Below are 21,131 nucleotides of genomic sequence, written 5' to 3'. Positions count from 1 at the left end.
CGCTGGTCTTCTACGCCCGGCACGGCCGACCCCCCTCGTCTCGAAGATCAGGACTCGACGCATGGACATAGTGGGTAACGGATTCCTCGCCGGGAGTCTGCGACCGATGGCCCAACGCCACCCGGGGACCGTAGCGCTCGCGGCCGGGGTCTCCTGGGCCTCGGGGACCTCCGACGCCGACTTCGCCCGTGAGGCCGCGCTGGTGCGGGAGACCGCGCTGCGCTGCAAGGCCGACGGGCGGCGGCTGCTGTTCTTCTCGACGTCCGCGACGGGGATGTACGGGGCGGCGGAGGGGCCCGGGCGGGAGGACCGGCCCGTGGTGCCCTGCTCCCCTTACGGCGCGCACAAACTCGCCCTCGAGGAGCAGGTGCGCGCCACGGGTGCCGACCATCTGATTCTGCGCCTGAGTCATCTGGTGGGCCCGGGCCAGCCACCGCACCAGCTACTGCCCACCCTGGTACGGCAGTTGCGGGGCGGCGTGGTCCACGTCCACCGGGCCGCCGCCCGCGATCTGATCGATGTGACCGACACGGTGACCGTGATCGACCGGCTGCTGGCGCTGGACCTGACGGCCGAGACGGTCAACGTCGCCTCCGGTGTCTCCGTCCCGGTCGATCAGATCGTCGACCACCTGGAGCGGAGTCTCGGCCTGACGGCCCGCCGCGAGTACCAGGAGACGGGCAGTCGTCACACCGTCTCCATCGACAAGCTGCGGGCCCTCGTCCCCGAGGTGGACCGGCTGGGCTTCGGCCCGGACTACTACCGCCGCGTCCTCGACGTGTTCAGCTGGGGGTTCCGGGGCGATGCGGTCACGACACGGCTCTGAGGTCAGGGCCGCTTCGCGAGCAGGTTGAACACGCTGCCGCCGACGAAGACCGGTGCCTGCGACACCGTGACCTCGAAGCCGAGGCCGGCCAGCTCGGCGACGATTCTGCCGAGCCGGCCGTCGATGTCGTGCACTTCGAGGAGCACCCGCTGGATCCGCGGCCAGAGCCCGGCGTCGATGCCGCGCAGCACCTCGAGTTCGCCGCGCTCGACGTCGATCTTCAGCAGACCGATCCGCTCGATGCCGTGCTCCTCCACGACGGCGGTCACCGTGGTCACGTCGACGGTCACCGTCTGCTTCTCGCCGAAGGCACTGAGCATCAGCTCCCGGGCATCCCCGGGTACCTCGGTGTTGTCGACGAACGCCGTGAAGTTGCGCAGGTCGTCCTCCGGATCGGCGTGCAGGGTCGACGTGGAGGAGTTGAAGGGGTGGAAGGTGAGCTCCGCGGTGCCCGCCTCGCCGCCCACCGCCTGGGGGAACGCGGTGCCGGTCGGGACGTGCCGGGTGACGTTGTCCGCCAGGCAGGCGTAGGTGACCGGGGCGGGCTCGAAGGACAGGATGCGGGCGCCGGGGGCCTGTTCGGCGAAGCGCATCGAAGCCAGGCCGATGTGCGCGCCGATGTCGAGGATCACATCATCGGGGCCCAGTCCGGCGGACGCGCGCGCGTACGGGGAGTCCCCGGCGATCTCCCCCCAGAGCGTGGCCGTCTCCATGGGGTGGATGCCCAGGACGGACCGGCCGTCGGGGAGGTCGCACTCGACGGCGGACTGGCCGGGCCGGCCGGGCTGCTCGGACATCAACGGGGCTCCTTGTGAGGGCGGGTGTGCGGCCGTTCGGCCGCACACCGGGTGACGGGGTCGGGGTGGGTGTGGATCGAGGGCGGACGGGGTCAGAGGAGTCGCCCGAGCCCGGCCACGACCTCGGCAGGGGTGGGCATCTCCCGCATGGCTTCCCGCAGTTCCCACGCCCCCTTGGCGTAGCCGGGCTCCGACAGCAGCTCCTCGAGCGCACCCCGCAGGCGCACCGGGTCGTTCTGTCCCGCGGCGTCGTCGATCATGATGCCCGCGCCGGTCGCGACCAGCTGGTCGGCGTGCCCGAACTGGTCTGCCATCTGAGGCAGTACGAGGTGCGGGAGCCCGGCGTGCACGGTGGTCAGGACCGTGCCCGAACCCCCGTGGTGGACGACCGCGTCGCAGGTCTCCACGAGCAGGTGCAGCGGCACCGGGTCGGTCATGCGTACATTGCCCGGCACGGCCCCGATCTCGTCGCGGAACGCTTCGGGGACCGTGGCGATGGCTTCGACGTCCCCCAGTCCGTCGAAGGCACGCAACAGGGCGCGCATGAAGGGCACACCGTTGAGCGCGAGCGTACGCGTCCCCAGGGAGACCGCGACACGCCGCTTCCCCGGGGCCGACGGCCGCTCCTCACGGAGCCAGGAGGGCACCTCGCCGCTGCCGTTGAAGGGCACGTAGCGGATGGGGAGGGCCTTTTGCAGTCCGGGCAGTTGCAGGTCCGGGGGGCAGGGGTCGAGCTGGATGCCGGGGTCGGGCAGCTCGTCGAGGCCCAGGGCCCGGCAGGAGTCCCGCAGCGCGCCCCGTGCGGCCGCGCGCACCGGCTCGGACACCGCGTCGACACCGAACCGGTGGTGCAGGACCGGGACGCCCAGCAGCCCACCCACCACGAGGGAGTTGAACTCCATCGGGTCGGCCACGATCAGGTCGGGGCGGTACCCGCGGGCGAACTCCAGGTAGGCGGGCAGTACGCGGTCGCTGTGGTCCTTCCAGACCGGGGGGAAGTACTCCAGGTGCGCGGGGTCGAGCCGGCCCCACAGCTCGATGGGGCGCTTACCCGGCACCAGCATGCTGTGGAAGACCTCCTCCATGCCGAACCGGTCGCCGATGCTCACGGCGTTCAGCCCGGCCTGCCGGGCGACGCCCATCACGTCCGGCTGCCCGACGACGAGGAGCTCGTGGCCCGCGGCGCGCAGGGCCCAGGCCAGCGGCACCAGGGGCATGAGGTGGGTGACGACGGGGCTCGGGATGACCAGGATCCGCAGGGGGGCTCCTCGGTCCACTGTGGTCACTTCGCTTCCTCCTGCGGCTTGGATGCCTTCCACCATCCGGGGTTGTCCCGGTACCAGCCGACCGTGTCGGCGAGACCGCGCTCGAAGGGGGTCAGCGGGACGTATCCCAGCTCGTCCCGGATCTTGTCCTCCGCGATGGAGTAGCGCAGGTCGTGTCCCTTGCGGTCGGCGACGTGGCGGACCATGGACTCGTCGGCGCCGCACAGCTCCAGCAGCCGTCGGGTGATCTCGACGTTGGTGTATTCGTTGCCGCCGCCGATGTTGTAGACCTCACCGGACCGCCCGCTGGTGAGGACGAGCTGGATGCCCCGGCAGTGGTCGTCGACGTGCAGCCACTCTCGGATGTTGCGGCCGTCCCCGTAGAGGGGCACGGTCCGGCCCTCCAGCAGATTGGTGATGAACAGCGGGATGAGCTTCTCGGGGTGCTGGTACGGCCCGTAGTTGTTGGAGCAGCGGGTGATCGACAGGTCCAGGCCGTGTGTCTTCCAGTACGAGCGCGCCACCAGGTCGGAGGCCGCCTTGGAGGCCGCGTACGGGGTGTTGGGTTCCAGCGGCCACTCCTCGGTCCAGGAGCCCTCGGCGATGGAACCGTACACCTCGTCGGTGGAGACGTGCACGACGCGCTGGACGCCGCTGCGCAGACACGCTTCGAGGAGGTTCTGGGTGCCGCAGACGTTCGTCCGGATGAATTCCGCGGCGGCCGTCAGCGAGCGGTCGACGTGGGACTCGGCGGCGAAGTGCACCACGGCGTCGTGCCCGGGCAGCAGATCGAGCAGGAGCGGCAGGTCGTTGATGTCGCCGCGGACGAACGTCATGCGGGGGTGCGTGGCGGGCAGGTTGTCGCGGTTGCCCGCGTAGGTCAGCTTGTCCAGGACGGTGACGTGGGCGTCCTCGTAGCCGGGGTAGCCGCCGTCCAGGAGCGTACGGACGTACGTCGAGCCGATGAAACCGGCCGCGCCGGTGACCAGGAGCCTCATGCCACCACCTCGACGTGGGCGTGGCAGCCGACGACGATGCGGTGGCGGTCCGCGCCCACCTCGGTGGCGTCGACGGTGGCCGAACGGCCGATCAATGAGCCGTGCAGACCGCGTACATGGGTCACCATGGCACCTTCCAAGGTGATGGAGTAGTCGATTCGGGTGTGGCGCAGTACGCAGTCACGGCCGAGGGCCGTGTACGGGCCGACGCGGCTGTCCTCCACGAGGGTGCCCGCGCCGACGATCGCCGGGCCCTCTATCCGGGACCGGACGACGCGGGCACCGGCCTCGACGATCACGGGGCCGGTCAGTTCGCTGGCGTCGTCGACCTCCCCCGCGACGGAGTGCTCGATGCCGTCGAGGACCTTCCGGTTGCACTCCAGTACGTCCTCGACGCGACCGGTGTCCTTCCAGTACCCGTGGTACTCACGGGCCCGTACGTCGGCGCCGGCGGTCACGAGCCACTGGACGGCGTCGGTGATCTCCAGCTCGCCCCGGTGGCTGGGTTCGATGGCGGCCACGGCCTCGTGGATCGCGGGGGTGAAGAAGTACACGCCGATCAACGCGAGGTCGCTGCGCGGTTCCGCGGGCTTCTCCACGAGACGGACGACCTCGCCGGCCGGCCCGAGTTCGGCCACCCCGAAGGCACGCGGGTCCGCGACCTTGCGGACGACGACCTGGGCGGCGGGACGGTGCTCGGCGAACTCCGCGGCGAGTTCGGTGATGCCGTCGGGAAGCATGTTGTCCCCGAGATACATCACGAAGTCGTCGGCACCGAGGAACGGCCGGGCCACCGAGACGGTGTGGGCGAGGCCGAGCGGCTCCTTCTGTTCGATGAAGGTCAGCCGCACGCCGAAGCGGGAACCGTCGCCGAGGACGGCCGCTATGTGCGGCCCCCGGTCGCCGACGATCACTCCCACCTCGGTGACGCCCAGCTCACGGATGGTCTCCAGCACATGCTCGAGCACGGGCTTGTTGGCGATGGGTATGAGCTGTTTCGGCATGGAGTAGCTGAACGGTCGCAGACGGGTTCCCGCCCCGCCCGACAACACCAGAGCCTTCACGGAGGATCCTTTCCTTGCGATGTTGAAGGGCTTCAGGCCTTGACCGCATTTCGACCGCACCGAACACCTCGGCAGCCGGCGCGAGCCCGGTGATGGCTTCGGACATCTCGCGACCGCCCACCGTGCGGCGCCCGGGGACGGCACCGCGTTCCGTTGATTTCCCGGTGGTGATCGTCATCGTGTCGTCCCTTCTTTCGACGGCTCTGGGCCACCGGGTCACATCGGCGCGACGGCCACCCCATTTCAGAGGATCGGGAGTGGGAAATTTGCTAGTTTCCGCGCCCGGCGGTCACGGATCCGCATACGGCCCGCCCGGCCGGGGGGTGCCCCCGGCCGGGCGGGCCGGCCACCGGATCACGGTGGCCGGCAGCGGGACCGACGGGACGTCAGGACAGGCCGAGCTCGTCGTCGAGGAGCGCGAACACCTCGTCGTCCGAGGCCGAGTCGATGTCGAACTCCTCCTCCTCGGCCCGTGCTTCGCCACGCAGGGACTCCCACTTGGCCCGGAGCACTTCAAGGCGCCCGGACACCTGCTGGTGGACCTGCGCGTCGACGTCCAGCTCCGCGATCGCCTTCTCCAGCGTGTCGAGCGCGCCGAGGATCGACGGTCCGGCGTCCCCTTCCGCCGCGAGCCGGGTGTGGAGGTAGCCCACGAGTTCGGCCGGGGTCGGGTAGTCGAACAGCAGCGTGGCCGGAAGCCGCAGCCCCGTGGCCTTGTTCATGCGGTTGCGGAACTCCACGGATGTGAGGGAGTCGAATCCCAGGTCCTGGAATTGGCGGGTGGAGGCGATCGCCTGCCCGTCCGCGTGTCCGAGGACCGCCGCGGCCTGGTCGCGGACCAGGTCCAGGAGGACGTCGCGGCGTTCGTCGTCGCTCAGTCCGCTCAGCCGCCGCGCGATCCCCCCGGCGGGGTCGGACACGGCCGTCACGGTCCTGCGCGCGGGGGTGTGGATCAGCCCGCGCAGCAGCGCCGGCGTCTCCCCCAGGGCACGCAGCGCCGGAAGGTCGAGCCGTACCGGCACCACCACGGGCTCCCCCGCGGCCAGTGCCTCGTCGAACAGCCCCACGCCCTGCTCGACCGACAGCGCCGGCATGCCGGAGCGGGCCAGTCGCCGCAGATCGGCGTCGTCGAGGGTGCCGGTCATGCCACCGGACTGTTCCCACGGGCCCCACACCAGCGACAGACCGGCCAGGCCCTCTTCACGGCGCCGCTGTACGAGCGCGTCGAGGAAGGCATTACCGGCCGCGTAGTTGCCCTGCCCCGCACCGCCGAACGTACCGGCGACCGAGGAGAACACCACGAAGGCGGCCAGATCCAGGTCACGGGTCAGCTCGTGCAGATTCCACACCGCGTCCACCTTCGGACGCAGCACCGCGGACACACGCTCGGGAGTCAGCGAGCCGATCACACCGTCGTCGAGCACACCCGCCGTGTGGACCACGGCCCGCAGCGGGTGGTCGCCGTCGACCGAGGCCAGCGCCCCGACCAGCGCGTCCCGGTCCGCCACGTCGCACGCGGCGACCGAGACGCTCGCACCCAGTCCTTCCAGCTCCGTGACCAGGTCCGTGGCGCCCTCGGCCCCCAGGCCCCGGCGGCTGACCAGCAGGAGCCGTCGTACGCCGTGCTCGGTCACCAGGTGGCGGGCCGTCACCGCGCCGAGACCGCCGGTACCACCGGTGATCATCACGGTGCCGTCCGTGTCCCACACGGCCTCGGGGGCCGTGTCCGACGCGGGCACGCGGGCCAGTCGCGCGGCCGTGACCTCACCCTCGCGCATGGCCAGCTGCGGCTCGTCGGAGGCCAATGCCTCCGCCAGCGGCAGGGACGCCACGTCCTCGGTGCCGAGGTCCAGCAGACCGAAGCAACCAGGGTTCTCCGACTGCGCCGAACGCACCAGTCCCCACACCGAAGCGGCGGCCAAGTCGGCACCGTTCACCGCACCACGCGTCACGAACACCAGACGCGAGCCCGCGAACCGCTCCTCCTCCAACCACCCCTGCAACTGACCCAACGTCCGGGCCACCAAATCGTGCACCGCGCCCACCGTGTCGTCGCCGACCACGGGGATCAGGACCACATCCGGCAGCGCCAGGCCGGAGGCCGTCAAGGACTCCAGGTCCGGGTGCAGGACGATGTCCGGCAGGGCCTGGCCCAGCCCGAACGTGTCCGGGCCGATCAGCGCCACCGTGTCCTTGCCCGTCGGCTCGGCCGCCCGTACCGGCGTCCAGTCGACCCGGAACATCGAGTCGCCGACCGGCTTTTCGGGGCCGCTCAGCTGCTCGGGCGTCACGGCACGGACCAGCAGTGAATCCACCGTCGCGACGGGGGCGCCCGAGGTGTCGGCGAGCGCGATGGAGATCGCGTTGTCGCCGGTCGGGGTCAACCGCACCCGGACGTCGGAGGCGCCGGTGGCGTGCAGGGACACGCCTTCCCATGAGAACGGCAGCCCGCCGCCGCCTTGCGTACCGCCGTCGGCGAGCAGGGAGGCGTGCATCGCGGCGTCGAGCAGCGCGGGGTGCAGACCGAACGTTCCCGCGTCGGCGGCCGCTGCCTCAGGGAGGCTCACCTCGGCGAAGACGTCACCATCACGTCGCCAGGCCGCCCGCAGCCCCTGGAATCCGGGACCGTACGCGAAGCCGATCTCGGCGAACCGGTTGTAGCAGCCTGTGAGTTCCACGGGCTCGGCGCCGGTCGGAGGCCATTCCGTGGCGTCGAAGCCGGCTCCGGTGGTGTCCGCGCCGGCGGTCAGCACACCCGTCGCGTGCCGTGTCCACGGCAGTTCCTCGCCGCTGTCGGGGCGGGAGTGGATGCCGAGCGTGCGGTTGCCGGACTCGTCGGGCCCGCCGACCCACAGCTGCAGCTGGACGCCACCCTGCTCGGGCAGGACCAGCGGTGCGGCCAGGGTCAGCTCGTCGATCCAGTCACAGCCGACCTCGTCACCGGCACGGATCGCCAGTTCCACCAACGCGGTACCAGGCAACAGAACCCTGCCCATCACCACATGATCCGCCAACCACGGATGCGACTGCACCGACAGACGACCGGTGAACAACACACCCTCACCACCAGCCAACTCCACCGCAGCACCCAACAACGGATGCCCGGCAGACCCCAGACCCACCGCACGCATATCACCCGGCGCACTCAACACACCCGCCGGCCAGAACCACTGGTGCTGGAAGGCGTAGGTGGGCAGATCCACCCGCTCGGCGCCGGTCCCGGCGAAGTACGCCGTCCAGTCGACCGGGACACCCTGGACATGCAGCCTGGCCAGGGCGGTGACGGCGGCCGTCTCCTCCGGACGGTCCTTGCGCAGAATGGGAACCGTCACGGTCTCCTCGGTCACCGATTCGGCGGCCATGGCGGACAGCACACCGTCCGGCCCCAGCTCCAGAAGCGTTCCGACACCCTCACCGACCAGGGTCCGTATCCCGTCGGCGAAGCGCACCGCCTCGCGGACGTGCCGCACCCAGTACTCCGGCGAGCACAGTTCGTCGGAGGTGGCGAGCCTGCCGGTGAGGTTGGAAACCACCGGCACCGACGGCGCGTTGAACGTCAGACCGTCGGCCACCGCACGGAAGTCGTCCAGCATCGGCCGCATCAGCGGCGAGTGGAAGGCGTGCGAGACCGGCAGCCGATGCGTCTTGCGGCCCTCGGCCGTCAGCTTGCCCGCGATGTCCAGCACCGCGTCCTCGGTACCCGAGACGACCACCGACGACGGGCCGTTGACCGCCGCGATCGACACCTCGTCGGTGAGAAGCGGCAGCACCTCGGCCTCGGTCGCCTGGACGGCCACCATCGCACCACCGGCGGGCAGCGCCTGCATCAAGCCGGCCCGTGCCGCGACCAGTCGGCCTGCGTCCTCCAGCGAGAACACCCCCGCGACATGCGCCGCGGCGATCTCACCGATGGAGTGACCGGCCACGAAGTCCGGGGTGATCCCGAGGGACTCCACCAGCCGGAACAGCGCCACCTCGACCGCGAACAACGCGGGCTGCGTGTAACCGGTGCGGTTCAGCTCGTCGGGGTCATCACCCCACATCACGTCCCGCAGAGGCCGGTCCAGGTGCCCGTCGAGCACCGACAGGGCCTTGTCCAGGGCGTCCGCGAAGACCGGGAACCGGGCGTACAGCTCACGCCCCATACCGATCCGCTGGCTGCCCTGTCCGGAGAACAGCACCGCCAGCGACCCCTCACCGGCCGCCGTGCCCCGGGCCGCCTCGATCACCTGGTCGTCGGTGGCCAGCAGCACCGTTCGGTGCTCGAACACCGAACGGGCGGTCACCAGCGAGAACCCGACGTCGACCGAAGCCGCCGCCGTGCCCTCCGCCACGAAGGACCGCAGCCGGTCCACCTGGGCGTCGAGCGCGGCCTCGGTCCTGGCGGACACGACCCACGGCACCACACCCGGCGAAACCACCGGCTCCCGCTTCGACACCTCGGCCGACGGGGCCTGCTCGACGATGACGTGCGCGTTGGTGCCGCTGATACCGAAGGACGAGATGCCCGCGCGGCGTGCGTGACCGGACTGCGGCCAGGCCGTGTTCTCCCGGAGCAGCTCCACCGCGCCGGCTTCCCAGTCCACGTGCGACGAAGGCTCCGTCACATGGAGGGTCTGCGGGAGGACACCCTCCCGCATCGCCATGACCATCTTGATGACACCGGCGACACCGGCCGCGGCCTGCGTGTGACCGATGTTGGACTTCACCGAACCGAGCAGCAGCGGACGCTCCTCGTCACGGTCCCGCCCGTACGTCGCCAGCAGCGCCTGCGCCTCGATCGGGTCACCCAGCGTCGTACCCGTACCGTGCGCCTCGACCGCGTCCACGTCCTCCGGGGACAGACCGCCGCTCGCGAGCGCCTGACGGATCACGCGCTGCTGCGAGGGACCGTTGGGAGCCGTCAGACCGTTCGACGCACCGTCCTGGTTGATGGCGCTACCGCGTACGACCGCGAGGATCTGGTGGCCGTTGCGCCGGGCGTCGGAGAGACGCTCCAGCACCAGCATGCCGACACCCTCGGACCAGCCGACACCATCGGCCGAGTCGGAGAACGCCTTGCACCGGCCGTCCGCCGACAGACCACGCTGACGCGAGAACTCGACGAACACCGACGGCGTCGACATGACCGTCACACCACCGGCCAGCGCCAACGAGCACTCACCACTGCGCAGAGCCTGCGCGGCGAGGTGAAGGGACACCAGCGACGACGAGCACGCCGTGTCGACCGTCACCGCCGGGCCTTCCAGCCCGAAGGTGTACGAGACGCGGCCCGAGGCCACACTGCCCGCGCTGCCCTGGCCCTGGTGGCCCTCGAACTCCTTGCCGTTCAGCGTGCTGCCGTAGTCGCTGTACATCACACCGGCGAACACACCGGTCTGGCTGCCGCGCAGCGACGCCGGATCGATACCGGCCCGCTCGAACGCCTCCCACGACGCCTCCAACAGCAACCGCTGCTGCGAGTCGGTGGCAAGCGCCTCACGCGGACTCATCCCGAAGAACTCCGGATCGAACTCACCCGCATCGTGCAGGAACCCGCCCGAGCGGGTGTACGACGTACCCGCGTGTCCCGGGTCCGCGTTGTAGAGACCGTCGACGTCCCACCCACGGTTGGTCGGGAAGCCGGACACCGCGTCGGCACCTTCGGAGACGAGCCGCCACAGGTCCTCCGGCGAGCTCACCCCACCCGGGTACCGGCACGCCATCCCCACGATCACCACGGGGTCGTCGCCCGCTGTCGTGCGCGACGGGACCGGTACGGCGACTGCCGCGTCCGAACCCAGCAGTTCGTCCTCGACGAAGGACGCCAGGGCCTGGACGCTCGGGTAGTCGAAGACCAGCGTCGCCGGCAGCCGGAGCCCGGTCACGGTGTTCAGCCGGTTGCGCAGCTCGACCGCCGTCAGCGAGTCGAAGCCGAGAGCACGGAACGCCCGCGACGGGTCGATCTCATGGCCACTGACATGCCCCAGCACGAGAGCCACCTGGCTCCGGACCAGGTCCAGCAGTGCCTCACGGCGCTCCTCGCCGCCCAGCCCGGACAGCCGCTGCACCAGACCGGTCGCCGTGCTCGAACCGGCCACCGCGGCCCGGCGGGAACGCACCCGCACCAGGCCCCGCAGCAGGGACGGCACCTCGCCCGAGGCACGCAGCACCGGCAGGTCGAGCCGCACCGGCACCACCACCGGGTCCGCACCGGCCAGAGCCGCGTCGAACAGCGCCAGGCCCTGCTCCACGGGCAACGCCGGCATCCCCGAGCGGGTCATGCGCTGGAGATCGGCCTCCGTGAGCGTGCCGGTCATACCACCGGACTGGTCCCACGGACCCCAGACCAGCGACAGCCCGGTCAGGCCCTCTTCGCGGCGCCGCTGTACGAGCGCGTCGAGGAAGGCGTTTCCGGCCGCGTAGTTGCCCTGACCCGCGCCACCGAACGTACCGGCGACGGACGAGAACACCACGAAGGCTGCCAGGTCGAGGTCGCGGGTCAGCTCGTGCAGATTCCATGCCGCGTCGACCTTCGGGCGCAGCACCGCGGACACACGCTCGGGAGTGAGCGAGCCGATCACACCGTCGTCCAGCACACCCGCCGCGTGCACCACAGCACTGATCGGGTGCTGAGCCAGAAGCTCGGCCACACCATCACGGTCAGCGATGTCACACGCCGCCACCACGGCCTCGGCACCCAACTCCGCCAGCTCCGCGACCAGACCCTCGACACCATCGGCGCCAAGTCCCCGACGGCTCACCAACAGCAGTCGCCGCACACCGTGTTCAGTCACGAGATGCCGCGCCACCAACGCGCCCAGACCTCCCGTACCACCCGTGACGAGCACCCGGCCCTCGGCGTCCCAGACCACCGTCTCGGAACCTGGCCCCGGCACCCGCGCCAGACGCGCGGCCGTGACCCCGCCCTCGCGCATGGCCAGCTGCGGCTCGTCGGAGGCCAATGCCTCCGCCAGCGGCAGGGACGCCACGTCCTCGGTGCCGAGGTCCAGCAGACCGAAGCAACCGGGGTTCTCCGACTGCGCCGAACGCACCAGGCCCCACACCGAAGCGGCGGCCAAGTCGGCACCGTTCACCGCGCCACGCGTCACGAACACCAGACGCGAGCCCGCGAACCGCTCCTCCTCCAACCACCCCTGCAACTGACCCAACGTCCGGGCCACCAAATCGTGGACCGCGCCCACCGTGTCGTCGCCGACCACGGGGATCAGGACCACATCCGGCAGCACCGTGGCGTCAGCCAACGACGCCAGGTCCGCATACAGAGCCACGTCCGGCAGGGCATCAGCCAGTCCGAACGCGTCCGGGCCCACCAGCGCCACCGACTCGACGGCCGGCGAAGCGGCTCCCCGCACCGGCGACCAGTCCACCCGGAACATCGCGTCCCCGACCGGCACCTCCGGGCCGCCCATCTGCTCGGCCGACACGGCACGGACCAGCAGCGAATCCACCGACGCGACCGGAGCACCCGCGGCGTCGGCGAGCGCGATGGACACCGCGCTCGCACCGGCCCGGGACAAGCGCACCCGTACGGCAGAGGCACCGGACGCGTGGAGCGAGACACCTTCCCACGAGAAGGGCAGGCCACCACGCTCGTCGGAATCGAGGCCGGTGAACACCGAAGCGTGCAGCGCGGCATCGAGCAGGGCGGGGTTCATGCCGAACCCGTCGGCCTCCCGGCTGTCCGCTTCCGGCAGCGCCACCTCGGCGAACACCTCGCCGTCACGCCGCCATGCCGCCCGCAGCCCCTGGAACTCCGGCCCGTACACGAAGCCGTCCTCGGCGCGGGCCTCGTAGAAGCCGGTCAGGTCCACCGGCTCGGCCCCGGCCGGGGGCCACACAGCGGCGTCGAAACCGATGTCGGCGGCCGTGTCCACGCCGGGGACCAGCACACCCATCGCATGCTGCGACCACGGCAGTTCCTCGCCGCCGTCAGGGCGGGAATGGACCGTGACCGCGCGCCGACCGGCTTCGTCGGCGACGCCCACGCGGACCTGCACCTGTACGGCGCCCGACTCGGGCAGGACCAGCGGTGCGGCCAGGGTCAGTTCGTCGATCCGGTCACAGCCGACCTCGTCACCGGCACGGATCGCCAGTTCCACCAACGCGGTACCGGGCAACAGAACCCTGCCCATCACCACATGATCCGCCAACCACGGATGCGACTGCACCGACAGACGACCGGTGAACAACACACCCTCACCACCGGCCAACTCCACCGCAGCACCCAACAACGGATGCCCGGCAGACCCCAGACCCACCGCACGCATATCACCCGGCGCACTCAACACACCCGCCGGCCAGAACCACTGACGCTGGAACGCGTACGTCGGCAGGTCGACCCGTCGGGCGCCCTCGAACACGGTCTCCCAGCTCACCGGGGTCCCGGTCACGTGGATGTGTGCGAGTGCCGTCATGGCCGCGAGCTCTTCGGGCCGGTCCTTGCGCAGGACCGGAACCGTGACCGTGCCGTCCGGCACCGAGTTCTGGGCCATGGCGGACAGCACACCGTCCGACCCCAGCTCCAGAAGCGTTCCGACACCCTCACCGACCAAGGTCCGCACCCCGTCGGCGAAACGCACCGCCTCGCGGACGTGCCGCACCCAGTACTCCGGCGAGCGCAGTTCTTCCGAAGTGGCCACCCGACCGGTCAGGTTCGAGACCACCGGCACCTCGGGGGCCTCGAACCGCAGGCCTTCGACCACCGCGCGGAAGTCGTCCAGCATCGGCTCCATCAGCGGCGAATGGAACGCGTGCGACACCGCCAGCCGGGACGTCTTACGACCGTCGGCGGACAGACGGCCCGCGATCTCCAGCACCGCGTTCTCGGCACCGGCGATGACCAGTGCGTTCGGACCGTTGACCGCCGCGATGGACACCTCGTCGGTCAGCAGCGGCAACACCTCCGCCTCGGTCGCCTGCACGGCCACCATCGCACCGCCCGCGGGCAGTGCCTGCATCAAACGGCCCCGCGCGGCGATGAGTCGGCAGGCATCCGGCAGCGACAGCACACCCGCCACATGGGCAGCGGCCACCTCACCAATGGAGTGGCCCGCCAGGAAGTCCGGCTTCACACCCCACGACCGCACCAGCCGGAACAACGCCACCTCGACCGCGAACAACGCCGGCTGGGTGAAACCGGTCTCGTTCAGCAGACGGGCGTCGTCACCCCACATCACCTCACGCAGCGAACCGTCCACCAGCGGCTCCAGCTCCGCGAGGACCTCGTCGAACGCCGCCGCGAACACCGGGAAACGCTCGTACAGCCCCCGGCCCATCCCCAGCCGCTGCGCACCCTGACCGGAGAACAGCAGCGCTGTCTTCCCGCCGGTGGGCGAACCTTCCAGCACCGCGGGGTCCGGTGCGCCGGCCGACAGGGCCGCCAGACCGCGTACCGCCTGCTCGTGGTCACCGGCGAGCACAACAGCCCGGTGCTCGAACACCGACCGGCTGGTGGCCAGCGAGAACCCGACGTCCACGGACCGGATCCCGCCGTCCCGCACAGCCGACAGCAAGCGATCGGCCTGTGCCCGCAGCGCCTCGGCCGTCCGTCCCGACAGGACCCACGGCACCACGCCGGACTCCGTCGTCGGCGACTCGTCCGGCCCGGCCTGAGGGGCGCCCGCCACGGGAGCCTGCTCCAGGACGACGTGCGCGTTGGTGCCGCTGATGCCGAACGACGACACAGCGGCCCGGCGCACCCGGCCGGACTCCGGCCATGCGGTGTTCTCCGTGAGGAGCTCGACCGCGCCTGCCTCCCACTCCACGTGCGAGGACGGGGTGTCGACGTGCAGGGTCTGTGGCAGAACACCCTGGCGCATGGCCATGACCATCTTGATGACACCGGCGACACCGGCTGCGGCCTGCGTGTGCCCGATGTTGGACTTCACCGAACCGAGCAGCAGCGGACGCTCCTCGTCACGGTCCCGGCCGTACGTCGCCAGCAGGGCCTGGGCCTCGATCGGGTCGCCCAGCGTCGTACCCGTACCGTGCGCCTCGACCGCGTCGACGTCGGCGGGCGAAAGACCACCGCTCGCGAGCGCCTGACGGATCACGCGCTGCTGCGAGGGACCGTTGGGAGCCGTCAGACCGTTCGACGCACCGTCCTGGTTGACCGCGCTGCCGCGTACGACCGCGAGGACCTGGTGGCCGTTGCGCTGGGCGTCGGAGAGACGCTCCAGCACCAGCATGCCGACACCCTCGGACCAGCCGACACCGTCGGCCGAGTCGGAGAAAGCCTTGCACCGGCCGTCCGCCGACAGACCGCGCTGACGCGAGAACTCGACGAACACCGACGGCGTCGACATGACCGTCACACCACCGGCCAGCGCCAACGAGCACTCACCACTGCGCAGAGCCTGCATCGCCCAGTGCATCGCGACCAGCGACGACGAGCACGCCGTGTCGACGGTCACCGCCGGGCCCTCAAGGCCCAGGGTGTACGACACGCGGCCGGAGGCCACGCTCGGCGAGGTGCCGCTGCCCTTGAAGCCCTCGAACTCGTCTCCGCCGAGAACGACGTTGTAGTCGTTGTACATGAGGCCGGCGAACACACCGGTCTGGCTGCCGCGCAGCGACGCCGGGTCGATACCGGCCCGCTCGAACGCCTCCCACGACGCCTCCAGCAGCAACCGCTGCTGCGAGTCCGTGGCCAGCGCCTCACGCGGACTCATCCCGAAGAACTCCGGATCGAACTCGCCCGCGTCATGCAGGAAACCACCGGAGCGCGTGTACGCGGTCCCCTGGTGATCCGGGTCCGGGTTGTACAGACCGTCGATGTTCCAGCCACGGTTGGTCGGGAAGCCGGACACCGCGTCGGCACCTTCGGAGACGAGCCGCCACAGGTCCTCCGGCGAGCTCACCCCACCCGGGTACCGGCACGCCATCCCGACGATGACCACCGGGTCGTCGGCCACCGGCGGCAGCGCCCGCACCGGCACCGCTGCCTCGGCGACGGCGCCGAACAGCTCGTCGAGCAGGTAGTCCGCCAGCACATCCGGCGTCGGGTAGTCGAACACCAGCGTGGCCGGCAGCCGCAGACCCGAGACCGTGCTCAAGCGGTTGCGCAGCTCGACCGCCGTCAGCGAGTCGAAGCCGAGGGCGCGGAACGCCCGTGCCGGATCGATCTCGTCGCCGCCGGCATGCCCCAGAACCAGGGCCACCTGGCTACGGACCAGGTCCAGCAGCACCTCACGCCGATCGGCTTCGTCGAGCCGACCCAGCCGCTGCACGAGACCCGCGGCGGCGCTCGAACCCGTCACCGCGGCCCGGCGGGAACGCACCCGCACCAGACCGCGCAGCAGGGACGGCACCTCGCCCAGGGCGCGCAGCACCGGCAGGTCGAGCCGCACCGGCACCACGACGGGCTCGTCGGCTGCCAGAGCGGTGTCGAACAGCGCCAGCCCCTGCTCGGCCGACAGTGCGGGCATACCCGCACGGGCCATGCGCTGGAGATCGGCCTCCGTGAGCGTGCCGGTCATACCGCCGGACTGGTCCCACGGACCCCACACCAACGAGACGCCCGGCAGGCCTTCCTGGCGGCGCCGCTGTACGAGCGCGTCGAGGAAAGCGTTTCCGGCGGCGTAGTTGGCCTGACCCGCGCCACCGAACGTACCGGCGACGGACGAGAACACCACGAAGGCGGCCAGATCCAGGTTGCGGGTCAGCTCGTGCAGATTCCATGCCGCGTCCGCCTTCGGACGCAGCACCGCCGACATCCGCTCCGGCGTCAGCGAGCCGATCACACCGTCGTCCAGCACACCCGCCGCGTGCACCACGGCACTGACCGGGTGCTGAGCGAGAAGCTCGGCCACACCATCACGGTCGGCGATGTCACACGCCGCCACCACGGCCTCGGCGCCCAACTCCGCCAGCTCCGCGACCAACTCCTCGACACCATCGGCGCCAAGTCCCCGACGGCTCACCAACAGCAGTCGCCGCACACCGTGTTCAGTCACGAGATGCCGCGCCACCAGCGCGCCCAGACCACCGGTACCACCGGTGACGAGCACCCGGCCCTCGGCGTCCCAGACCACCGCTTCGGAGCCCGTGCCCGGCACCCGCGCCAGACGCGCGGCCGTGACCTCACCCTCGCGAAGGGCCAACTGCGGCTCATCCACTCCAAGGGCTCGCGGCAGTGCGGCCAGGGACGCGTCGGCCGTGTCCAGGTCCACCAGGCCGAAGCGGCCCGGGTTCTCCGTCTGCGCCGAACGGACCAGGCCCCACACCGAGGCGGCGGCCAGGTCGGCACCGTTCACCGCGCCACGCGTCACGAACACCAGACGCGAGCCCGCGAACCGCTCCTCCTCCAGCCACCCCTGCAACTGACCCAACGTCCGGGCCACCAAATCGTGGACCGCGCCCACCGTGTCGTCGCCGACCACGGGGCTCAGGACCACATCCGGCAGCACCGTGGCGTCAGCCAACGACGCCAGGTCCGCATACAGAGCCACGTCCGGCAGGGCATCAACCAGTCCGAACGCGTCCGGGCCCACCAACGCCACCGATTCGACGGCCGGCGAAGCGGCTCCCCGCACCGGCGACCAGTCCACCCGGAACATCGAGTCCCGGGCCGGTGCCTGCGGGCCGCCCAACTGCTCGGCCGACACCGCGCGGACCAGCAGCGAATCCACCGACGCGACCGGAGCACCCGCAGCGTCGGCCATTGTGATCGCGAGAGCGTTCTCACCGGCCGGGGACAGCCGGACCCGCAGCGCCGAGGCACCGGAGGCGTACAGCGAGACGCCCTCCCACGAGAACGGCAGCCCGCCGCTCTCCGTGCCGGCGGCGGCCGGCAGTGCGGCGTGCAGGGCCGCGTCGAGCAGGGCGGGGTGCAGACCGAACCCGTCGGCGTCGCTCTCGACGCTCTCGGGCAGCCGCACCTCGGCGAAGATGTCCTCGCCCCGGCGCCATGCCGCCTCCAGGCCCTGGAAGGCCGGGCCGTACTGGAAGCCCTCCTCGGCGAACTGCTCGTAGCAGCCCGCCAGTTCCACCGGCTCGGCACCGGTCGGCGGCCACACCTCGGCGGCGAAACCGGCGTCGGCGACAGCCGGCCCGTCGGTCAGCACACCGGTGGCGTGCTGTGCCCAGGGCGCGTCGACCGCACCCTCGGGCCGCGAGTGGACCTCCACGACGCGCCTGCCCGACTCGTCGGGTGCGCCCACCGAGACCTGCACCTGCACCGCGCCCTGCTCGGGCAGGACCAGCGGGGCGGCCAGGGTCAGGTCCTCGATCCGGTCGCAGCCGACCTCGTCACCGGCACGGATCGCGAGCTCGACGAAGGCCGTACCCGGGAGCAGCACGCGTCCCATCACGGCGTGGTCGGCCAGCCACGGGTGCGACCGCACCGACAGGCGGCTGGTGAACAGCACCCCTTCGCCGACCGCGAGCTCCACCGAGCCGTTGAGCAGCGGGTGCCCGGCGGGCGTGAGGCCCACCGCGGTCGCGTCCACGACCGAGGTCACCGTGCCGGCCGGCCAGAACCACTGACGCTGGAAGGCGTACGTGGGCAGGTCGACCCGTCGGGCACCGGTTCCGGCGAAGAACGCCGACCAGTCGACCTGGACACCATGGACGTGCAGCCTGGCCAGAGCGGTGAGGGCGGTCGTCTCCTCCGGCCGTCCCTTGCGCAGGACCGGCACGACGGCAGTACTGTCCGGTACCGACTCGGCGGCCATCGCGGACAGCACACCGTCCGGACCCAACTCCAGAAGCGTGCCCACACCCTCAGCGACCAGGGTCCGCACACCGTCAGCGAAGCGGACCCCTTCACGGACGTGCCGCACCCAGTACTCCGGCGAGCAGATCTCCTCCGCAGCAGCCACCCGACCGGTGAGGTTCGAGACCACCGGCACCGACGGAGCGTTGAACGTCAGGCCGTCGACCACCGCCCGGAAGTCATCCAGCATCGGCTCCATCAGCGGCGAATGGAACGCGTGCGACACCGACAGCCGGGACGTCTTGCGCCCCTCGGCCGACAGACGACTGGCAATCTCCAGCACCGCGCCCTCGGCACCCGAGACGACCACCGACGACGGGCCGTTGACCGCCGCGATCGACACCTCGTCCGTGAGGAGCGGCAGCACCTCCGCCTCGGTCGCCTGGACAGCGACCATCGCACCGCCCGCAGGCAGCGCCTGCATCAAACGGCCCCGCGCCGCCACCAGTCGGCAGGCGTCCGGCAGCGAGAACACACCCGCCACGTGCGCGGCCGCCACCTCACCGATGGAGTGACCGGCCACGAACTCCGGGGTGATCCCCAGCGACTCCACCAGGCGGAACAGCGCCACCTCGATCGCGAACAACGCGGGCTGGGTGTGACCGGTTTCGTTCAGCGGACCGGCGTCGTCACCCCACATCACCTCCCGCAGCGAGCCCTCCACCAGCGGCTCCAGCTCGGCCAGGACGGCGTCCAGGGCCTCCGCGAACACCGGGAAACGCTCGTACAGTTCCCGGCCCATGCCCAGCCGCTGCGCGCCCTGTCCGGAGAACAGCACCGCCAGCGGCCCTTCGCCGGTGGCAACGCCGCGTGCCGTTTCGGTCAGGCCGCCCTCGTCCGAGGCCAGCAGCACCGCGCGGTGGTCGAACAGCGACCGGCCCGTGGCCAGCGAGAGCCCGACGTCGACCGGAGTCGCCGCCGTGTCGCCCGCCGCGAAGGTCCGCAGCCGGTCCAGCTGGGCGTCGAGCGCGGCCTCGGTCCTGGCGGACACGACCCACGGCACCACACCCGGCGCAACCGCCGGCGCCTCGCTCGGTTCCTTCACCGAGGGGGCCTGCTCGACGATGACGTGCGCGTTGGTACCGCTGATGCCGAACGACGACACACCCGCCCGGCGCACTCGATTCGCCTCGGGCCAGGCGGTGTTCTCCGTGAGGAGCTCGACCGCGCCCGCCTCCCAGTCCACGTGCGAGGACGGGGTGTCGGCGTACAGGGTCTGCGGCAGAACACCCTGCCGCATCGCCATGACCATTTTGATGACACCGGCGACGCCGGCCGCGGCCTGCGTGTGACCGATGTTGGACTTCACCGAACCGAGCAGCAGCGGACGCTCCTCGTCACGGTCCCGCCCGTACGTCGCCAGCAGCGCCTGCGCTTCGATCGGGTCACCCAGCGTCGTACCCGTACCGTGCGCTTCGACCGCGTCGACATCCTCCGGGGACAGCCCGCCGCTCGCGAGCGCCTGACGGATCACGCGCTGCTGCGAGGGACCGTTGGGAGCCGTCAGACCGTTGGACGCGCCGTCCTGGTTGACGGCCGAGCCGCGCAGCACGGCCAGCACGGGGTGGCCGTTGCGCCGGGCGTCGGACAGACGCTCAAGCACCAGCATGCCCACACCCTCCGACCAGCCCACACCATCGGCCGAGTCGGAGAAGGCCTTGCACCGGCCGTCGGCCGACAGACCACGCTGACGTGAGAACTCCACGAACGTGGTGGGCGTCGACATGACCGTCACACCGCCGGCCAGCGCCAGCGAGCACTCGCCGCCACGCAGGGCCTGCGCGGCCCAGTGCATCGCGACCAGCGACGACGAGCATGCCGTGTCGACCGTGACCGCCGGCCCCTCTAGGCCCAGGGTGTACGACACCCGGCCCGAGGCGACGCTCGCGGCGCTGCCGTTGCCGCGGAAGCCCTCGAACTCCTCCCCCGCCAGGGCCTTGCCGTAGTCGTTGTACATCACGCCGGCGAACACACCGGTCTGGCTGCCACGCAGCGACGCCGGGTCGATACCGGCCCGCTCGAACGCCTCCCACGACGCCTCCAGCAGCAGACGCTGCTGCGAGTCGGTGGCGAGGGCCTCGCGGGGGCTCATCCCGAAGAACTCCGGGTCGAACTCACCCGCGTCGTGCAGGAAACCGCCGGAGCGGGTGTACGACGTACCGGCGTGTTCCGGGTCCGGGTGGTAGAGACCGTCGACGTCCCAGCCGCGGTTGGCCGGGAAGTCGGTGATCGCGTCGGTGCCCTCGGTGACGAGCCGCCAGAGGTCCTCGGGCGAGCTCACCCCACCCGGGTACCGGCAGGCCATCCCGACCACGACGATCGGGTCGTCGGCCACCGCGGTCCGCGAGTGCCGCGGCACGACCGGCTCGGCGTCCGGTCCGCCCATCAACTCGTCGAGGATGTACGAAGCCAGGCTCCGCACGGACGGGTAGTCGAAGACGAGCGTGGCGGGCAGCCGCAGCCC

The 21,131-nt window shown here is 71.2% G+C and carries 6 protein-coding genes (1 of these 6 cut by a window edge); 1 reads left to right on the top strand and 5 read right to left on the bottom strand.

Translation table 11 applies throughout. The features are described from left to right. Window positions 1-61 precede the first annotated feature (61 nt). Window positions 62-826 carry an NAD-dependent epimerase/dehydratase family protein gene (locus tag AB8O64_RS33555; RefSeq protein WP_370423438.1) on the top strand — a complete coding sequence of 255 codons (765 nt, stop codon included), beginning with the start codon at window positions 62-64 and terminating at the stop codon, window positions 824-826. Window positions 827-828: 2 nt separating this feature from the next. Here the strand turns inward: AB8O64_RS33555 and AB8O64_RS33550 are convergent, their stop codons facing one another. From AB8O64_RS33550 to AB8O64_RS33530, 5 genes are all read right to left on the bottom strand, one after another. After that, window positions 829-1,623, bottom strand: coding sequence for an FkbM family methyltransferase (locus AB8O64_RS33550; protein ID WP_356457862.1), 795 nt, complete (start codon window positions 1,621-1,623; stop codon window positions 829-831). 92 nt (window positions 1,624-1,715) lie between these two features. Continuing rightward, window positions 1,716-2,909: a nucleotide disphospho-sugar-binding domain-containing protein gene (locus AB8O64_RS33545; protein ID WP_370423437.1), complete on the bottom strand. Its 1,194-nt coding sequence runs from the start codon at window positions 2,907-2,909 to the stop codon at window positions 1,716-1,718. Further along, window positions 2,906-3,886: a dTDP-glucose 4,6-dehydratase gene (gene rfbB, locus AB8O64_RS33540; RefSeq protein WP_370423436.1), complete on the bottom strand. Its 981-nt coding sequence runs from the start codon at window positions 3,884-3,886 to the stop codon at window positions 2,906-2,908. The genes AB8O64_RS33545 and rfbB overlap by 4 nt, the downstream gene beginning before the upstream one ends. Then, a complete protein-coding gene (locus AB8O64_RS33535) occupies window positions 3,883-4,950 on the bottom strand; it encodes a glucose-1-phosphate thymidylyltransferase (protein ID WP_370423435.1) in 1,068 nt (355 codons plus the stop codon). The genes rfbB and AB8O64_RS33535 overlap by 4 nt, the downstream gene beginning before the upstream one ends. A gap of 386 nt (window positions 4,951-5,336) precedes the next feature. Continuing rightward, window positions 5,337-21,131 carry the 3' portion of an SDR family NAD(P)-dependent oxidoreductase gene (locus AB8O64_RS33530; RefSeq protein WP_370423434.1) on the bottom strand. Its footprint extends 16,509 nt past the window's final position, so 15,795 of the gene's 32,304 nt are visible here — the last part of the coding sequence; its start codon lies beyond the right edge, outside the window; it ends in the stop codon at window positions 5,337-5,339.

The organism is Streptomyces sp. QH1-20 (genome assembly GCF_041283565.1).
Classification (GTDB): domain Bacteria; phylum Actinomycetota; class Actinomycetes; order Streptomycetales; family Streptomycetaceae; genus Streptomyces; species Streptomyces syringius.
The sequence above is the reverse complement of the archived record's forward strand: the minus strand, read 5'-3'. Positions and strand labels throughout refer to the sequence as shown.